This is a genomic window from Mycolicibacterium agri (assembly GCF_002553505.1).
In the GTDB taxonomy this organism is placed as follows: Bacteria; Actinomycetota; Actinomycetes; order Mycobacteriales; family Mycobacteriaceae; genus Mycobacterium; species Mycobacterium agri.
Map to the genome: position 1 here is coordinate 67,568 of NZ_PDCP01000021.1, position 17,746 is coordinate 85,313.

At 67.6% G+C, this 17,746-nt stretch carries 15 protein-coding genes; 11 read left to right on the forward strand and 4 right to left on the reverse strand.

Annotated elements, in window-relative coordinates:
- Positions 1–2: 2 nt before the first annotated feature.
- The gene (locus tag CQY20_RS13805; RefSeq protein WP_097940654.1) at positions 3–2,318 is read right to left on the reverse strand and encodes a Tex family protein; all 2,316 of its coding nucleotides are present in this window, start codon (positions 2,316–2,318) and stop codon (positions 3–5) included.
- A gap of 139 nt (positions 2,319–2,457) precedes the next feature.
- A complete protein-coding gene (locus CQY20_RS13810; RefSeq protein ID WP_165789257.1) occupies positions 2,458–3,030 on the reverse strand; it encodes a B-4DMT family transporter in 573 nt (190 codons plus the stop codon).
- Between the two features lie 33 nt (positions 3,031–3,063).
- Between CQY20_RS13810 and CQY20_RS13815 the strand changes: the two genes are divergently transcribed.
- Genes CQY20_RS13815 through CQY20_RS13830 form a run of 4 tightly spaced genes read left to right on the forward strand, consistent with a single transcriptional unit; the run spans position 3,064 to position 5,796 of the window.
- Positions 3,064–4,170, forward strand: a complete 1,107-nt coding sequence (locus tag CQY20_RS13815) for a M24 family metallopeptidase (RefSeq protein ID WP_097940655.1) — start codon at positions 3,064–3,066, stop codon at positions 4,168–4,170.
- Positions 4,171–4,191: 21 nt separating this feature from the next.
- Positions 4,192–4,752: an elongation factor P gene (efp, locus tag CQY20_RS13820; RefSeq protein ID WP_097940656.1), complete on the forward strand. Its 561-nt coding sequence runs from the start codon at positions 4,192–4,194 to the stop codon at positions 4,750–4,752.
- Between the two features lie 2 nt (positions 4,753–4,754).
- Entirely contained in the window at positions 4,755–5,228 is a 474-nt protein-coding gene (gene nusB, locus CQY20_RS13825) for a transcription antitermination factor NusB (protein ID WP_097940657.1), read from the forward strand.
- Between the two features lie 28 nt (positions 5,229–5,256).
- Complete coding sequence (locus tag CQY20_RS13830) at positions 5,257–5,796, forward strand: hypothetical protein (protein ID WP_097940658.1); 540 nt, start codon at positions 5,257–5,259, stop codon at positions 5,794–5,796.
- Between the two features lies 1 nt (position 5,797).
- Here CQY20_RS13830 and CQY20_RS13835 read toward each other — a convergent pair whose 3' ends face one another.
- Both CQY20_RS13835 and CQY20_RS13840 read right to left on the reverse strand, forming a co-directional pair.
- Positions 5,798–7,009 (reverse strand): FAD-dependent monooxygenase, encoded by a 1,212-nt coding sequence (locus tag CQY20_RS13835; protein ID WP_097940659.1) that lies wholly within the window; start codon positions 7,007–7,009, stop codon positions 5,798–5,800.
- A 183-nt stretch (positions 7,010–7,192) separates the two neighbouring features.
- Positions 7,193–8,398 (reverse strand): serine hydrolase domain-containing protein, encoded by a 1,206-nt coding sequence (locus CQY20_RS13840; RefSeq protein WP_097940660.1) that lies wholly within the window; start codon positions 8,396–8,398, stop codon positions 7,193–7,195.
- 109 nt (positions 8,399–8,507) lie between these two features.
- Here CQY20_RS13840 and pyrR point away from each other — a divergent pair, with 109 nt between their 5' ends.
- From pyrR to pyrF, 7 genes are all read left to right on the forward strand, one after another.
- Positions 8,508–9,089 (forward strand): bifunctional pyr operon transcriptional regulator/uracil phosphoribosyltransferase PyrR, encoded by a 582-nt coding sequence (pyrR, locus tag CQY20_RS13845; RefSeq protein WP_097940661.1) that lies wholly within the window; start codon positions 8,508–8,510, stop codon positions 9,087–9,089.
- A gap of 124 nt (positions 9,090–9,213) precedes the next feature.
- Complete coding sequence (locus CQY20_RS13850; RefSeq protein ID WP_097940662.1) at positions 9,214–10,170, forward strand: aspartate carbamoyltransferase catalytic subunit; 957 nt, start codon at positions 9,214–9,216, stop codon at positions 10,168–10,170.
- A complete protein-coding gene (locus CQY20_RS13855) occupies positions 10,167–11,459 on the forward strand; it encodes a dihydroorotase (RefSeq protein WP_097940663.1) in 1,293 nt (430 codons plus the stop codon). The genes CQY20_RS13850 and CQY20_RS13855 overlap by 4 nt, the downstream gene beginning before the upstream one ends.
- Positions 11,456–11,962 carry a PH-like domain-containing protein gene (locus CQY20_RS13860; RefSeq protein ID WP_097940664.1) on the forward strand — a complete coding sequence of 169 codons (507 nt, stop codon included), beginning with the start codon at positions 11,456–11,458 and terminating at the stop codon, positions 11,960–11,962. Before CQY20_RS13855 ends, CQY20_RS13860 begins: the two co-directional genes overlap by 4 nt.
- Positions 11,963–11,967: 5 nt before the next feature.
- Positions 11,968–13,113 carry a glutamine-hydrolyzing carbamoyl-phosphate synthase small subunit gene (gene carA, locus CQY20_RS13865; protein WP_097940665.1) on the forward strand — a complete coding sequence of 382 codons (1,146 nt, stop codon included), beginning with the start codon at positions 11,968–11,970 and terminating at the stop codon, positions 13,111–13,113.
- A gap of 85 nt (positions 13,114–13,198) precedes the next feature.
- On the forward strand, positions 13,199–16,540 hold the full coding sequence (gene carB, locus CQY20_RS13870; protein WP_097940678.1) for a carbamoyl-phosphate synthase large subunit: 3,342 nt from the start codon (positions 13,199–13,201) through the stop codon (positions 16,538–16,540).
- Positions 16,537–17,358 (forward strand): orotidine-5'-phosphate decarboxylase, encoded by an 822-nt coding sequence (gene pyrF / locus CQY20_RS13875; RefSeq protein WP_097940666.1) that lies wholly within the window; start codon positions 16,537–16,539, stop codon positions 17,356–17,358. The genes carB and pyrF overlap by 4 nt, the downstream gene beginning before the upstream one ends.
- Positions 17,359–17,746: the final 388 nt, after the last annotated feature.

Genomic DNA, 17,746 nt, shown 5'->3' on the forward strand with positions numbered 1-17,746 from the left:
CGTCACTTCCCGAAGCCGGCCTTGCGAAGCGCCTCGGCCATCGCTCCCGTCGGTTGTTTCGCGGCCTGCCGACCAGAGTCCTTGCCGCGGCGCGGGTTTCGCTGGTTTTTGGCGCCGGCGCGATCCGGCCGCGGGCCGCGCTGGCTCTGCGGAGTGTCGTTCAGCCGCAGGCTCAGCCCGATCCGCTGGCGCTCGACATCGACATCGATGACCTTCACCCGCACGACCTGACCGGACTGGACGATCTCGTGCGGGTCGGACACGAAGCGATCCGCCATCGCCGAGACGTGGATGAGGCCGTCCTGATGCACGCCGATGTCGACGAATGCCCCGAATGCCGCGACGTTGGTCACCACACCCTCGAGCACCATGCCGACCTTCAGGTCGGCCACCGTCTCGACCCCTGTGGCGAACTTGGCGGTGGTGAACGCGGGCCGCGGATCGCGTCCGGGCTTCTCGAGTTCGGCGAGGATATCGGTCACCGTGGGGATGCCGAACCGGTCGTCGGCGACATCGACGGGCTTGACCGACCGCAGCACTCGCTCATTGCCGATCAGTTCCGCGAGCGTGATACCGGCGCGGTCGAGGATGCGGCGGACGACCGGGTAGGCCTCCGGGTGCACACCGGACGCGTCGAGGGGATCGTCGCCGTCGAGAATCCGCAGGAAGCCGGCGCACTGTTCGAAAGTCTTGGCGCCCAACCGAGGAACGTCGAGCAGTGCCTTGCGGTTGCGGAACCGGCCGGACTTGTCCCGGTGCGCGACGATCGCCTCGGCCAACGACTCCGTCATACCGGACACCCGCGCGAGCAGCGGAACCGACGCGGTGTTGAGGTCGACACCCACCGCGTTCACCGCATCCTCGACGACGGCGTCCAGGCTGCGCGCCAGCGTCCCCGGCGTCACGTCGTGCTGATACTGGCCGACACCGATCGACTTCGGGTCGATCTTCACCAGCTCGGCCAGCGGGTCCTGCAACCGCCGAGCGATCGACACCGCTCCGCGCAGCGTCACGTCGAGATCGGGCAGCTCGCGCGCGGCATAGGCGGAGGCCGAGTACACCGACGCGCCAGCCTCGCTGACCATCACCTTGGTCGGCGGCTCGGCGGCTGCGGTGCGGATGTCGGCGATGAGTTCGGCTGCCAGGGCATCGGTTTCGCGGGATGCGGTGCCGTTGCCGACGGCGATCAGCTTGACCTCGTGGCGCGCGACCAACGCGGCCAGCGTGGCCTTGGCCGAATCCCACTGGCGCTGAGGCTGATGCGGGTAGATCGTCGCGGTATCGACCACCTTGCCGGTGCCGTCGACGACCGCCACCTTCACACCGGTCCGGTAGCCGGGATCGAGGCCGAGCGTGGTGCGGTTACCGGCGGGCGCGGCCAGCAGCAGGTCCTTGAGGTTCTTCGCGAACACCGCGACGGCCTCTTCTTCGGCGCGTTTGCGCAGCCTCATTCTGGCGTCGACCCGGGTTGAGATCAGCAGCTTGGTGCGCCACGCCCACTCGACCGTGCCGACCAGCCACGGGGTCGCCGCGGCGTCCGCGGTCATGTCGACGCCAAGGGTCTGCGCGATCATGGCGTAATAGCCCGCGTCGTCGCCGCCGTCGAACGTCAGCGCCAGCACTTCCTCTTTCTCGCCGCGCATGGCGGCAAGCACGCGGTGTGAAGGCATGGTCTCGAGCGGCTCGCGGAAGTTGAAGTAGTCCCGAAACTTCTGCGCTGCCGGGCTTTTCGCGACCTCCTCCGACCACGGCTCGGTGCGCAGCGACCCGTTCTTCCAGAACTTCTCGCGGATGGCCCCGACCAGTTCGGCGTCCTCGGCCGCGCGTTCGGCGAGGATGTGCCGTGCGCCCTCGAGCGCTGCTGCGGCGTCGGCCACGCCGTCGCCGACGAATTCCCCGGCGGCTTCTTCGGGGACCTGGGTCGGATCGGCCAGCAGCCGGTCGGCCAGCGGCTCCAGCCCGGCTTCCCGGGCGATCTGCGCCTTCGTTCGCCGCTTCGGCTTGTAGGGCAGGTAGATGTCCTCGATGCGCGACTTGGTGTCGGCGGCCAGCAGCGCGGCCTTCAACTCATCGGTGAGCTTGCCCTGCTCCTCGATGGACGCCATAACCGCAGCGCGGCGAGCGTCCAGTTCACGCAGATACTGCAGACGCTCCTCGAGGAGGCGCAGCTGACCATCATCGAGGCTACCGGTCGCCTCCTTGCGGTAGCGGGCGATGAACGGCACGGTCGCGCCCTCGTCGAGCAGCCGGACGGCCGCGGCGACCTGCGTCTCGGCGACGGCCAATTCCTCGGCAAGACGGGCATTTACAGATTTCATTGTCACGGTCGAACTCTGTGGCACGCGGCGACTCTACAGGCAACCCGGGTAATACCGTCAGCGACGCGGCGGTGTGGCGTTTCGCACGCCCCGATTGCTTTCGGGCTGTCGCGCAACGCGTTTCGCCGTGGCAGACAGCCTAGGGCTGACCCTGCCCGCGACGTTCGTCTGTGGCCACAGGTTGGGTCGCGTCGCTGGGCGCGTCGGGGTGGCTGACGGCGGCGAAGACGTCGGTGTCGGCGCGGTCGTCGTCGTCGCTGGCCAGACCGTGACGCTTGCGCGGCACATCTTCGGCGTGCCGGTCGATGAGCCAGTGCCCGATCGCGACGCCCGCGATGGCGGCGACGAAGGTCAGTAGCGCGGTGAATGCCGCGAAGGTGGTGAGCTCGTTGACCAGCCCACCGACATAGAGGTCGCGGTAGAACAGCGAGATCAGCCAGCACAGGGCGCCGCTGACGATGCCGGCGAACAGGCCGGCCAGCAGCCACGCCATCGCCAGATCCTCACGCCGGTCGGGGTCCGGGTTGGCCCGCGCGTCGGCGCGGCCGTCGAGGAATCCCCAAATGAACACGGCGATCGCGAAGATGACAACGAGTGTGATGCTGATTGTGAGCGCCTTGGTTTCCCACGCGTTGATCGCGGCGCCCTGCACCAAACGGATGAAAATCATCAGGGCGGCGAACACCAGTCCGCGCAGCAACCACTTACTCATGGGCCATCACCTTAGCGAGTAGCGTCAATACCTGTGACTATATCTGCGCGCCGAGACCGGCTGCGGCAGCGGCTGGAGGCAGAAGGACTTGACGCGTTGTTGGTAACGCGCCTGGTCAATGTGCGTTATCTGTCCGGATTCACCGGCTCCAACGCGGCCCTGCTGATCCGCGTGGACGACGACACACCGGTGTTGGCCACCGATGGGCGTTATCGCACGCAGGCCGCGCAGCAGGTGCCCGACGCCGAGATCGTCATCGAACGCGCGTGCGGGCCGCACCTGGCGCGGCGGGCCGCTGAGGCCGGCGTCGGACGGCTCGGCTTCGAGAGCCATGTCGTCACGGTGGAGGGGTTCGACGCGCTGACCACCGCGGCGGGCAACACCGAGTTGGTCCGCGCCGCAGGCATCGTCGAACAGCTGCGCGAGGTCAAGGATGCGGGCGAGATCGCCCTGCTGCGGTTGGCCTGCGAGGCGGCCGACGCCGCGTTGACCGACCTCGTGCAGCGCGGCGGGCTGCGGCCGGGCCGCACCGAACGCGAGGTGGGCCGCGAGTTGGAGTCGTTGATGCTCGACCACGGCGCGGACGGGGTGTCGTTCGAGACCATCGTCGCCGCCGGGGCCAATTCCGCGATTCCGCACCACCGGCCGACCGATGCCGTGCTGGCCGCAGGCGACTTCGTCAAAATCGATTTCGGGGCTCTGGTCTGCGGCTATCACTCCGACATGACCCGCACCTTCGTGCTGGCGCCGGCCGCGCAGTGGCAGCTCGACCTCTACGAGCTGGTCGCCACGGCGCAGCGGGCGGGCAGCGAGGCGGTTGTCGCCGGGGCGCCGCTGCGCGATATCGACGCCGCCTCGCGTCGGGTGATCGCCGAGGCCGGCTATGGCGACAACTTCACCCACGGCCTCGGACACGGCGTCGGCCTGGAGATCCACGAAGCGCCAGGAATCAATTCCTCGGCCGCCGGTACACTGCTTGCTGGCTCTGCGGTGACCGTGGAGCCAGGTGTCTACCTGCCCGATCGCGGCGGTGTCCGCATCGAGGACACTCTGGTCGTGTGCGAGGAGCCGGAGGACCGGCGGCATCAGACATCAGAACTGCTTACCCAGTTCCCCAAGGAACTGGCCATTCTCGGCTGAGAGACTAGGAGTAGTACCGCCGTGGCATCGACCGCCGACTTCAAGAACGGGCTCGTCCTGCAGATTGATGGCCAGCTGTGGTCCATCGTCGAGTTCCAACACGTCAAGCCGGGCAAGGGTCCGGCGTTCGTGCGGACCAAGCTGAAGAACGTGCTGTCGGGCAAGGTCGTCGACAAGACGTTCAATGCGGGCGTCAAGGTCGACACGGCGACGGTGGACCGCCGCGACACCACCTACTTGTATAAGGACGGCTCGGACTTCGTGTTCATGGACAGCGAGGACTACGAGCAGCACCACCTGCCCGAGTCGATGGTCGGCGACGCCGCGCGCTTTCTGCTGGAGGGACTGCCCGTGCAGGTGGCGTTCCACAACGGCACGCCGCTGTACATCGAGTTGCCGGTGAGCGTCGAACTGGAGATCACCCACACCGAACCGGGCCTGCAGGGCGACCGCTCCAGCGCGGGCACCAAGCCGGCGACGGTGGAGACCGGCGCGGAGATTCAGGTGCCGTTGTTCATCAACACCGGCGACAAGATCAAGGTCGACACCCGCGACGGCAGCTACCTGGGGCGAGTCAACTGACCATGGCCAAGCCTGAGCGAGGCAGGCACCAGGCCCGCAAGCGGGCAGTCGACCTGCTTTTCGAGGCGGAGGCCCGCGGGATCACTCCGGCGGAAGCAGCCGAGGCGCGAGAAGAGTTGGCGCAGAAGCAACCTGACGTGTCACCGCTGAACCCGTACACGATCAAGGTGGCGCGCGGTGTCACGCAGCACGCGGCCCACATCGACGACCTGATCTCGTCGCATCTGCAGGGCTGGACGCTGGACCGTCTGCCCGCGGTCGATCGCGCGATCCTGCGCGTCGCAGTATGGGAGTTGCTGCATGCCGACGACGTTCCCGAACCCGTCGCCGTCGACGAGGCGGTGGAGTTGGCCAAGAATCTGTCCACCGATGACTCGCCAGGATTCGTGAACGGTGTACTGGGACAGGTGATGTTGGTGACGCCGCAGATCCGCGCCGCGGCGGCCGCCATCCGCGGCGGATCCGACGACAGCTAAGTCAATCGGCCGGGTCTACGCTTGTCCGGTGCCTGCACCACAGGACTGGGCGCCGTATTACGGCATCGAAGACGCCGCCAAGGTGTATCTGCGCGACCCCACGATGGCGCTCGACCAGCTTCGGGGCGTGGTGGAATTCCCGTCGATCCAGTCGTTCTTCATGTCCCGGCGCGTGACCGAGGAGTCATGGGGCGAGGCCCTGTCCCAGGAAGTGGTGCTGACCGACGGGCGTCGGCTGATCATGTGGCGCGCCGACGATGACCTGTCGACCAGCGATGGGCAGCAGCGCCAGGTGCTCAACGCGTCGGTGCGCACGATCCTGCTGTCGACGATCACCGACCACATCTTGACGACCGAGTTCGAGATCCTGAACGACGGCACACGGCGGCTCGCGGAAGTGCGGTTGCGGATGTACACGCAGCTGATCACGCGCAGCCACGAGAAGTCGGCCACCGACACCGATTTCTTCTGCGAGTCGTTCCGCTACGACAAGTCGGTCGACAACGGCGGCCTGGCCCAGATGGAGCGGCTGCTGCAGTTCGGTCGGGTGCTGTCGCGCTCGATCTAGCTCAGACCGTCGAATACTTCGGCAGCTCAATCGAATCGGCGACTTTGAACCACAACCGTTGCGCGATCGGCCGCAGCGGCCAGCGCTGCATCCATGTCATCGCCTTGATCTGCATGGAAATGTCTCTGGCGGTGTTGGGGGCGTACCGGTCGACACGGTTGGGCAGGTCCTGGCACTTGTCGACGTAGGGTCGCATCTTGGTTTGATACTGCGCGAAGGCCTCCTTGATGCGTTGGGCGTCAAGGTTTTCCGCGGAGCCGAGTTCGCCGGCGAGGATGTAGGCGCCGACCAGCGCCAGGCTGGTGCCCATGCCGCTGAGCGGGGATGCGCAGTAGCCGGCATCGCCCACAAGGGCGACTCGGCCCGATGTCCACGCCGGCATGTGGATCTGCAGGAACGCGTCGAAGTAGAAGTCGTCGGCCTCCTGCGCGGCGGCCAGCAGCGCGTCGCACTGCCATCCGGCACCCGCGAAGCGGTCGATCAGCAGCTTGCGTTGCTCGTCGAGATTGTGGCGGTCGTAGACGATCGGTTCAGACGCAAAAGCCAAGCCCGCTTTGGTGGTTGCGGGATCGTGCGTGGGGCGCATGGAGGCGTTGAGGCCGCCGGGCGCCAGGTACATGAGGTACCAGCCGTCAAGCCCGACGGTGTCCGGCGCGGTGAACCAGGCGTTGTATCCGCCAAGCGGTTTGGCGAATTTGTCTTCCGGCCCAAACACCATGCTGCGCACCGAGGAATGCGGGCCGTCGGCACCGACGACGATGTCTACCCGTTCCCGGGTGCCGTCGGAAAGGGTGACGTCGACGCCGTCTTCGTCCTGCTCCAGCGCGGAGATCCGTGTGCTGAAGCGGTATTCGGTGATGTCCTTGGTGGCTTGGTAGAGCACGCCGACCAGATCACCGCGCAGGATCTCGAGTTTGGACACCATGCCGTTGCCGTCGAAGGCGGTGACCGGCATCTCGCCGCGGCGGCTTCCGTCGGATGCCACCCACGCCAGGCCTTTCTGCTCGAGGGCGTGCGCCCGCATCTGCGGCATCAGGCCCATGAGTTCAACGACGTCGCCGCCGGCGCCGCGAAGGTCGACGGTCTGGCCGCCCGGACGAATGCCCGGGGCGATTTCGACGACGATGACGCGGTAGCCGTTCTTCGTGAGCCAGAAGGCGAGCGATGGTCCGGCGATTCCCGCGCCGCTGATCAGGACGGTTGGTTGTGCCACGAATTCAATCTAAATGCTGACGGCCATCGGCAGGGTCAACTGCGGGCAAGTTGCTGGTAGCGAGAAGCCCTTCGTTAGCGCAAGCAACATCGGCCTGACAGCGCCACGAGCGTATGGCCTACGTATGCGGTTGACGGAAATCTCGTCCGTAGCCCATACGCTCGCGGAGGACTAGAGGCAGAACTAGAGGCCCAGTGCCTGATACGTCCTGCGGACGAATTTCGGTTGCACGCTTTGCAGTTTCGCCAGTGACGTGTTGCCGGCCACCGCAGAGCCGGCATCGCCGGACAGGTCAGGATGGTTCTGGATCAGATAGATCAGGATCAGATCGGCCGACGGGTCGGCCTGCCACCAGGTCCCGTAGGCGCCCGGCCAGGTGAACGTGCCCTCGCCGCCGGGGCCGAACAGCTGCTTGGACTTCGCCGGGTCCGTCACCACCGACAGGTTCAGGCCGAAACCGCGGCCGACCCAATACGGCATGCCCAGGAAGGGATAGCGCTTCTGCTCGTCAGTGAGCCGGTCGGTGCGCATCGCCATCGCGGAGGCTTCGGAGAGCACCCGCACGCCGTCGAGTTCACCGCCCGACAACAGCATCCGCGCGAACCGCAGATAGTCGTCGACCGTCGACCACAGACCCGCCCCGGCGCTGCACAACTGCGGATCCGTGATGGGCGCGGGGCCCATCGTGTCGTGGTGCAGGGTCTCGTCGTCGCCGAGGCGATACATCGTCGCCGCGCGCTTGCGCCCGTCCTGGCCGACGCTGAAACCGGTGGACGTCATGCCGAGCGGCTGAAAGATCCGCTCCGACAGGACCTGTGACAGCGGCTTGTCCTCGATCCGCGACAGCACGATGCCCAGCACATCGGTGGACACGCTGTAGGTCAGCCGCGCACCCGGTTGATGCGCCAGCGGTAGCTCGGCCAGGCCGGCCAGCCACGAGTCCTCATCCTGACGACGCATCAGCTTGCCGTAGGCGCGCGCCAGCGGGCCGAGCACCGAGAAGGCGTAGGCGAAGCCGCTGCGATGGGTCATCAGGTCGTCGATCGTGATCGGCCGCTCGGCAGGCACGGTGTCGTCCAACGCGCCGCGGGTGCTTTTCATCACTCGCAGCGTGGACAACTCGGGCAGCCACTTCGTGATGGGATCGCTCAGCGACAGCCTGCCCTCGTCGACGAGCGTCATCGCCGCGGCCACCGTCACCGGTTTGGTCATCGACGCGATGCGGAACAAGGTGTCTCGCTGCATCGGCAGGCGGGCCTCGACGTCGCGGTACCCGAGCTCGTTGACCTGCAGCTCCTCGCCGGCCTGCCACACCATCGTCACCGCTCCGGAGAGCAGGCCCGCATCGATCGCGTCACTGATGGACGCCTTGTTCGCGTCGAGATTCACGCACGCCAGGCTAGCTTGCACGGTTGCCGGGAGAAGCCTGCTAAGCTGCCCGGCAGTTCGACGTCCTTTAACGATCCGTCCCGTGAGGCGGAGAAGGAGGTCATGGCCCTTGGGCGCCACCGACTCTTCCGACACCGACCGCGAATTGATGACCGCGGCGGATGTCAATCGGACCGTTTCCCGCATCGCCCACGAAATCATCGAGAAGACCGCGCTTGACGGTCCCGACGCGCCGCGCGTCGTCCTGCTCGGCATCCCGACCCGTGGCGTCGCGCTGGCTGCCCGGCTGGCCGCCAAGATCCGCGAGTTCTCCGGCGTCGACGTGCCGCACGGCGCCATCGACATCACGCTCTACCGCGACGACCTCAACACCAAGCCGCCGCGGCCGCTGGAGGAGACGTCGATTCCCGACAAGGGCATCGACGGCACGATCGTCGTGCTGGTCGACGACGTGCTCTACACCGGCCGCTCGGTGCGCGCCGCACTCGACGCGCTGCGCGACATCGGCAGGCCCCGTGCCGTGCAGCTCGCCGTGTTCGTCGACCGAGGACATCGCGAATTCCCGCTGCGGGCCGACTACGTCGGCAAGAACGTGCCGACATCTCGCAGCGACAACATCAAAGTGCGCCTGACCGAGCACGACGGGTACGACGGCGTCAGCATCGCCTCGCACGGAGGTCCACCCCGATGAGCGCTTGCGCGAAGAGAGACCAACCCCGATGAGCGCTTGCGCGAAGAGAGACCAACCCCGATGAGCGCTTGCGCGAAGAGAGACCAACCCCGATGAGTGCTTGCGCGAAGAGAGAGCAACCCCGATGAGTCCACGCCACCTGCTTGCGGCGGTCGACCTGACGCGCGACGAGGCCACCGCGATCCTCGACGACGCCGACCGGTTCCGTGAGGCGCTGCTCGGCCGCGAGGTCAAGAAGCTGCCGACCCTGCGCGGCCGCACCGTCATCACGATGTTCTACGAGAACTCCACCCGCACTCGGGTGTCGTTCGAGGTGGCGGGCAAGTGGATGAGCGCCGACGTCATCAACGTCAGCGCCTCCGGATCGTCGGTCGCCAAGGGGGAGTCGCTGCGCGACACGGCGCTGACGCTGCGGGCTGCAGGCGCGGACGCGCTGATCATCCGGCACTCCGCATCGGGAGCGGCCCAGCAGCTGGCCGGGTGGACCGCCACCGAAGACGGCGGTGGCCCGTCGGTCATCAACGCCGGCGACGGCACCCACGAGCACCCGACGCAGGCGCTGCTCGACGCGCTGACGCTGCGCCAGCGGCTCGGCAGCATCGAGGGCAAGCGGGTGGTGATCGTCGGCGACGTGCTGCACAGCCGGGTGGCCCGGTCGAACGTCTCGCTGTTGCACACGCTTGGCGCGGAGGTGGTCCTCGTCGCGCCGCCGACGCTGCTGCCGGTCGGGGTGTCGGAATGGCCCGCGACCGTGTCCTATGACCTGGACGCCGAACTGCCGGTCGCCGACGCGGTGCTCATGCTGCGGGTGCAGGCCGAGCGCATGACCGGCGGGTTCTTCCCGTCGGCGCGGGAGTACTCGGTGCGCTACGGGCTGTCCGAGAAGCGGCAGGCGATGCTGCCCGGCCACGCGGTGGTGATGCATCCCGGGCCGATGCTGCGCGGCATGGAGATCTCCTACTCGGTGGCGGACTCCACGCAATCCGCTGTGCTGCAACAGGTTTCCAATGGCGTGCATATCAGAATGGCCGTGCTTTTCCACCTGCTGGTCGGCGCAGAAGAGGTAGGGATCAGCGCATGAGCGTCTTGATTCGAAGGGTGCAGCTCTACGGCGAGGGCGACCGGGTCGACGTGCTCGTCGACGACGGACAGATCGCCGACATCGGGGCCGATCTGGCGATCCCGGATAACGCCGACGTCGTCGACGCCACCGGCCAGATCCTGCTGCCCGGTTTCGTCGACCTGCACACCCATCTGCGCGAGCCCGGCCGCGAATACGCCGAAGACATCGAAACAGGTTCGGCGGCAGCGGCTTTGGGCGGTTACACCGCCGTCTTCGCAATGGCCAACACCACTCCGGTGGCCGACAGTCCCGTCGTCACCGACCACGTGTGGCACCGCGGTCAGCAGGTCGGCCTTGTCGACGTGCATCCCGTCGGCGCCGTCACCATGGGGCTGGCAGGCACGCAGTTGACCGAGATGGGCATGATGGCCGCCGGCGCGGGCCAGGTGCGGATGTTCTCCGACGACGGCGTCTGCGTGCACGACCCGCTGGTGATGCGCCGCGCGCTGGAGTACGCCACCGGCCTGGGCGTCCTGATCGCCCAGCACGCCGAGGAACCGCGACTGACCGTCGGCGCCGTCGCCCATGAGGGCCCCAACGCCGCCCGGTTGGGCCTGTCCGGCTGGCCGCGCGCCGCCGAGGAGTCCATCGTGGCCCGCGACGCGCTGCTGGCCCGCGACGCAGGTGCGCGAGTGCACATCTGCCACGCCTCCACCGCCGGCACCGTCGAGCTTCTGAAATGGGCGAAATCACAAGGCATCTCGATCACGGCCGAGGTCACACCGCACCACCTGCTGCTCGACGACACCCGGTTGGCCACCTACGACGGCCGCAACCGCGTCAACCCGCCGCTGCGTGAGTCCACCGACGCCGAAGCGCTGCGGCAGGCGCTCGTCGACGGCGTCATCGACTGCGTGGCCACCGACCACGCGCCGCACGCCGAGCACGAGAAGATGTGCGAGTTCGCCAACGCCAGGCCCGGCATGCTGGGACTGCAGACCGCGCTGTCGGTCGTCGTCGAGACGATGGTGCGGCCCGGGCTGCTCGGCTGGCGCGACGTCGCCCGGGTGATGAGCGAGAACCCGGCCCGCATCGTCGGGCTGCCCGACCAGGGCCGCCCGTTGGAGGTCGGCGAGCCTGCCAACCTGACCGTCGTCGACCCCGACGCGACGTGGACGGTCACCGGCGCCGCGCTCGCCAGCCGGTCCGACAACACCCCGTACGAGGCGATGACGCTACCCGGCGCGGTCACGCTGACGATGCTGCGTGGCAAGGTCACCGCCAGAGACGGAAAATCGCCTGCATGAACACCCCCACGCTGGTCACGTCGCTGATCATGGCCGCCGCGCTGGCGGCGGTGATCGGGCTGGCGGTCCGGGCGATGATCCGTGGCTGGCGACACCGCGCCGAGCGGCAGGCGGAGTTGATCGGCACGCTGCCGCCGCTGCCGGACACTGTCGGTCCGGTCACAGTTCCTGCCATGAAGGGGCTGTATGTCGGCAGCACGATCGCGCCCAGCTGGCAGGACCGGATCGTGGTCGGCGACCTCGGCTTCCGGACAAAAGCGGTGCTCACCCGCTATCCGGAGGGCATCATGCTGCAGCGCAGCGGCGCTCATCCGATCTGGATCCCCGACGAGTCGATCACCGCGATCCGCACCGAGCGCGGCATAGCTGGCAAAGCCCTCACTCATCAAGGCATCCTGGCTATCAGGTGGCGACTGCCATCCGGCACCGAAATCGACACCGGTTTCCGCGGCGATGACCGTTCGGAATACGCACGATGGCTTGAGGAGGAAGAGGCGGCTTGACTCAAATGGCACCGACGGGTGCGCGCCGCCAGCAACACAAGGCGTTGCTGGTCCTGGATGACGGCCGGGTTTTCACCGGAACGTCGTTCGGTGCCATCGGTCAGACGCTCGGCGAGGCGGTGTTCTCCACGGGAATGTCCGGATATCAGGAGACGCTCACCGACCCCAGCTATCACCGGCAGATCGTGATCGCCACCGCGCCGCAGATCGGCAATACCGGCTGGAACCACGAGGACGCCGAAAGCCGCGGGGACAAGATCTGGGTCGCCGGGTACGCCGTGCGCGACCCGTCGCCGCGGGCGTCGAACTGGCGCTCGACCGGAACGCTCGAGGACGAACTCGTCCGGCAGAACATCGTCGGCATCGCCGGCATCGACACCCGCGCGGTGGTGCGGCATCTACGCAACTTCGGGTCGATGAAGGCCGGAATCTTCAGCGGACCCGCGCTCGCCGAACCCGACGAGCTTCTTGCCCGGGTCCGCGACCAGCCGTCGATGCTGGGCGCCGATCTGGCCGGGCAGGTCAGCACCGACGGTGGCTATATCGTGGAACCCGATGGGCCGCAACGGTTCACAGTGGCCGCGATCGACCTCGGCATCAAGACCAACACGCCGCGCAACTTCGCCAAACGCGGTGTCCGCACCCACGTGCTGCCGTCGGGGGTGACCTTCGACCAGATCGCCGAGTTGAAGCCCGACGGCGTGTTCCTGTCGAACGGGCCCGGTGACCCGGCCACGGCCGACCACATCGTCGGCGTCACGCGCGAAGTGCTCGACGCCGGAATCCCGTTGTTCGGCATCTGCTTCGGCAACCAGATCCTCGGCCGCGCGCTGGGCCGGTCGACCTACAAGATGGTCTACGGCCACCGCGGCATCAACATCCCGGTCATGGACCACGCCACCGGCCGCGTCGCCGTCACCGCGCAGAACCACGGCTTCGCGTTGGAGGGCGAAGCGGGCGAGCGGTTCGACACGCCGTTCGGCGCCGCCGAGGTCAGCCACACTTGCGCCAATGACGGGGTGGTCGAAGGCGTCAGACTTCTTGACGGGCGGGCGTTTTCGGTGCAGTACCACCCCGAGGCCGCGGCCGGTCCGCACGACGCGAACTATCTCTTCGACCAGTTCGTCGACCTGATGGCGGAGGACCGGTGACCGCGAGCGTGCGTGAACTATCGAAAATGACCGGCGTGTCGCCTGCAGACACGCACGCTCGCCGGAATGAGGGGGGTGGGTGCTGATGCCGAGGCGCGCCGATCTGCAGCACGTGCTGGTCATCGGGTCGGGCCCGATCATCATCGGGCAGGCCGCCGAGTTCGACTACTCGGGCACCCAGGCCTGCCGGGTCTTGCGGGCCGAGGGGCTGCAGGTCACCCTGATCAACTCGAATCCGGCGACGATCATGACCGATCCGGAGTACGCCGACAACACCTACGTCGAGCCGATCACGCCGGCGTTCGTCGAGAAGGTCATCGCCCAGCAGGCCGAGCGCGGCAACAAGATCGACGCCCTGCTCGCCACCCTCGGCGGCCAGACAGCGCTGAACACCGCCGTCGCGCTGTACGAGAACGGTGTGCTCGACCGCTACGGCGTCGAACTCATCGGCGCCGACTTCGAGGCGATCCAGCGCGGCGAGGACCGGCAGCGCTTCAAGGACATCGTCGCCAAGGTGGGCGGTGAATCGGCGCGCTCGCGGGTGTGTTTCACCATGGACGAGGTCCGCGAAACCGTCGCCGAACTGGGCCTGCCGGTTGTGGTGCGGCCGTCGTTCACCATGGGCGGACTGGGCTCGGGCATGGCCTACTCCGCCGAAGACGTCGACCGGATGGCGGGCAACGGCCTTGCCGCATCGCCGTCGGCCAACGTGTTGATCGAGGAATCCATCTTCGGCTGGAAGGAATTCGAGCTCGAGCTGATGCGCGACGGCCACGACAACGTCGTAGTGGTCTGCTCGATCGAGAACTTCGACCCGATGGGTGTGCACACCGGTGATTCGGTCACCGTCGCACCCGCGATGACACTGACCGACCGCGAGTACCAGCGCATGCGCGACCTCGGGATCGCCGTGCTGCGCGAAGTCGGCGTCGACACCGGCGGCTGCAACATCCAGTTCGCGATCAACCCCGACGACGGCAGGCTGATCGTCATCGAGATGAACCCCAGGGTGTCGCGGTCCTCGGCGCTGGCGTCGAAGGCCACCGGTTTCCCGATCGCCAAGATCGCCGCCAAGCTCGCGATCGGCTACACGCTCGACGAGATCCTCAACGACATCACCAAGGAAACGCCTGCCTGCTTCGAGCCGACACTGGACTACGTCGTCGTCAAGGCGCCGCGGTTCGCGTTCGAGAAGTTCCCCGGCGCCGACGCGACGCTGACCACCACGATGAAGTCTGTCGGCGAAGCCATGTCGTTGGGCCGCAACTTCATCGAAGCGCTCGGCAAGGTGATGCGCTCGCTGGAAACCAGTCAGGCCGGCTTCTGGACCGCACCGGACCCGGACGTCACCGTCGAGGAGCTGCTGGATCGGCTCAAGACCCCGACCAACGGCCGGCTCTACGACATCGAGTTGGCCCTGCGGCTCGGCGCCACCGTCGAGGAAGTCTCGGCCGCCTCCGGCGTCGACCCGTGGTTCGTCGAGCAGATCAACGGACTGGTCGCGCTGCGCGCCGAGCTGATTGACGCGCCGGTGCTCGACGAGGACCTGCTGCGGCGGAGCAAGTACAGCGGCCTGTCCGACCGCCAGATCGCCTCGCTGCGACCGGAATTGGCGGGCGAGGTCGGTGTGCGGGCGCTGCGCGAACGGCTGGGAATCCATCCGGTGTTCAAGACCGTCGACACCTGCGCGGCCGAATTCGAGGCCAAAACCCCCTACCACTACAGCAGCTACGAACTCGACCCCGCCGCCGAGAGCGAGGTGGCGCCGCAAACCGAGAAGCCCAAGGTGCTGATCCTCGGTTCGGGGCCCAACCGGATCGGCCAGGGCATCGAGTTCGACTACAGCTGCGTACACGCCGCGACGACGCTGTCGGAGGCCGGCTTCGAGACCGTCATGGTCAACTGCAACCCCGAGACCGTGTCCACCGACTACGACACCGCCGACCGGCTGTACTTCGAGCCGCTGACGTTCGAGGACGTCCTCGAGGTGTACTACGCCGAATCCGCTTCCGGCGCAGGCGGTCCCGGCGTCGTCGGCGTCATCGTGCAGCTCGGCGGGCAGACACCGCTGGGGCTGGCCGAGCGTCTCGAGAAGGCCGGCGTTCCGATCGTCGGCACCAGTCCCAAGGCCATCGACCTGGCCGAGGACCGCGGCGCGTTCGGGGAAGTACTCAACACCGCGGGATTGCCCGCGCCGCGGTTCGGCACCGCCACCAGCTTCGAGCAGGCCCGCCGCATCGCCGCCGAGATCGGCTACCCCGTGCTGGTGCGGCCGTCCTACGTGCTGGGTGGGCGCGGCATGGAGATCGTCTACGACGAGGAGACGCTGCAGGGCTACATCACCCGCGCCACCGAACTGTCGCCCGAGCACCCGGTGCTCGTCGACCGTTTCCTCGAGGACGCCATCGAGATCGACGTCGACGCCCTGTGCGACGGCACCGAGGTCTACATCGGCGGAATCATGGAGCACATCGAGGAGGCCGGCATCCACTCCGGCGATTCGGCGTGCGCGCTGCCGCCGGTGACGTTGGGCCGCAGCGACATCGAGTCGGTGCGCCGCGCCACCGAGGCGATCGCCCACGGCATCGGCGTCGTCGGCCTGCTCAACGTGCAGTACGCGCTCAAGGACGACGTGCTCTACGTGCTGGAGGCCAATCCGCGGGCCAGCCGCACGGTGCCGTTCGTGTCCAAGGCCACCGCGGTGCCACTGGCCAAGGCGTGTTCGCGAATCATGCTGGGCGCCACCATCGCTGCGCTCCGCGAAGAAGGCCTGCTGGCCAAGACGGGGGACGGCGCCACCACGCCTCCCGACGCGCCGGTGGCGGTGAAAGAGGCGGTGCTGCCGTTCCACCGCTTCCGCAGGGCCGACGGCTCCAACATCGACTCGCTGCTCGGACCGGAGATGAAGTCAACCGGCGAGGTGATGGGCATCGCCCACGATTTCGGCAGCGCCTTCGCCAAGAGCCAGTCCGCCGCGTACGGCTCGCTGCCCACGCAGGGCACCGTCTTCGTGTCGGTGGCCAACCGGGACAAGCGTTCGCTGGTGTTCCCGGTGAAACGGCTCGCCGACCTCGGCTTCCGCGTGCTGGCCACCAGCGGAACGGCGGAAATGCTGCGGCGCAACGGAATTCCGTGTGACGAGGTGCGCAAGCACTTCGAGGAGCCGACCGCCGACCGCCCGTTCCGGTCCGCCGTCGACGCCATCAAGGCAGGCGAGGTCGACATGGTGATCAACACCCCGTACGGCAATTCCGGCCCGCGCATCGACGGCTACGAGATCCGGTCGGCCGCGGTCGCCGGAAACATACCGTGCGTCACCACAGTGCAGGGTGCGTCGGCGGCGGTGCAGGGCATCGAATCGGGCATCCGCGGCGACATCGGCGTGATGTCGCTGCAGGAGCTGCACAGCTCGCTGGGGTCGGGTTGACGGCGCCGTCGTTCGGCCGACGGCTCGCCGACGCGGTGGCCGAGCACGGCCCGCTCTGCCCTGGTATCGACCCGCATCCGGAGTTGTTGGAGGCCTGGGGCCTGTCCGTCGACGCCGACGGTCTGCGGCGGTTCTGCGACATCTGCGTCGAGGTGTTCGCCGGATTCGCGATCGTCAAGCCGCAGGTGGCGTTCTTCGAGGCCTACGGCTCCGCGGGCTATTCGGCGCTCGAAGACACCATCGCGTCGCTACGTAGTGCAGGCACGCTGGTGCTGGCCGACGCCAAGCGCGGCGACATCGGCTCCACGATGGCCGCCTATGCCGCCGCCTGGTGTGGCGAGTCACCGCTGGCCGCCGACGCCGTCACGGCATCGCCGTACCTCGGATTCGGCTCGCTGCAGCCGCTTTTCGACAACGCCGCGGCCACCGGCTGCGGGGTGTTCGTGCTGGCCGCCACGTCCAATCCGGAAGGCGCGCAGGTGCAGCGCGCGACGGTCGACGGCCGCACGGTGGCGCAATCGATCGTCGACGCCGCGGCCACCCTCAATGCCTCATCACGTGAGCCCGGTTCGGTGGGCGTGGTGGTCGGCGCCACGCTGGCAGAGCCGCCCGACGTCAGCACGCTCGGCGGCCCTGTGCTGGTGCCCGGCGTGGGCGCCCAAGGTGGTCGCCCTGATGCGTTGCGCGGCTTCGGCGGAGCACGGCCGGGCCAGCTGCTGCCCGCGGCGTCGCGGGAAATTCTGCGTGCCGGTCCCGACCGCACCGCCCTGAAGGCCGCGGCCGAGAAGATGCGCGACTCGGTGGCCTACCTTGCCTAAACCAGGCTCGGGCGCACGGCAGCCGAACACCCCGTGCCGATCCGCCGGCGCGCTGGGACACCCCGGGACAGCAAGCCGAACGGCGCTGTATTACGCAACGTCGTAGTCAGTCGGGATCGCCCGCGGAAGAGGGTTCAAAACGGTCCACGACACGCCCGAAACTCGATGACCAGCGAAAATTTCTTTTTTTGAAGGTTCACACAACGGCTCGGCGGTCCCGCTGGCGGTGTGACGCCAAGATCACACCGCGACGCTGCCGCGAAAAGGCGCAGTGACCTGGGCTTTTCCAGAAATGGCAGATGATGACCGGTTTTCGGCCCGGCTCGAAGGACGCGTCGGCGTCGGCCTTACATGCTGGGGTTTTGGCCGCCGAAGAGGGGGGTGGGGT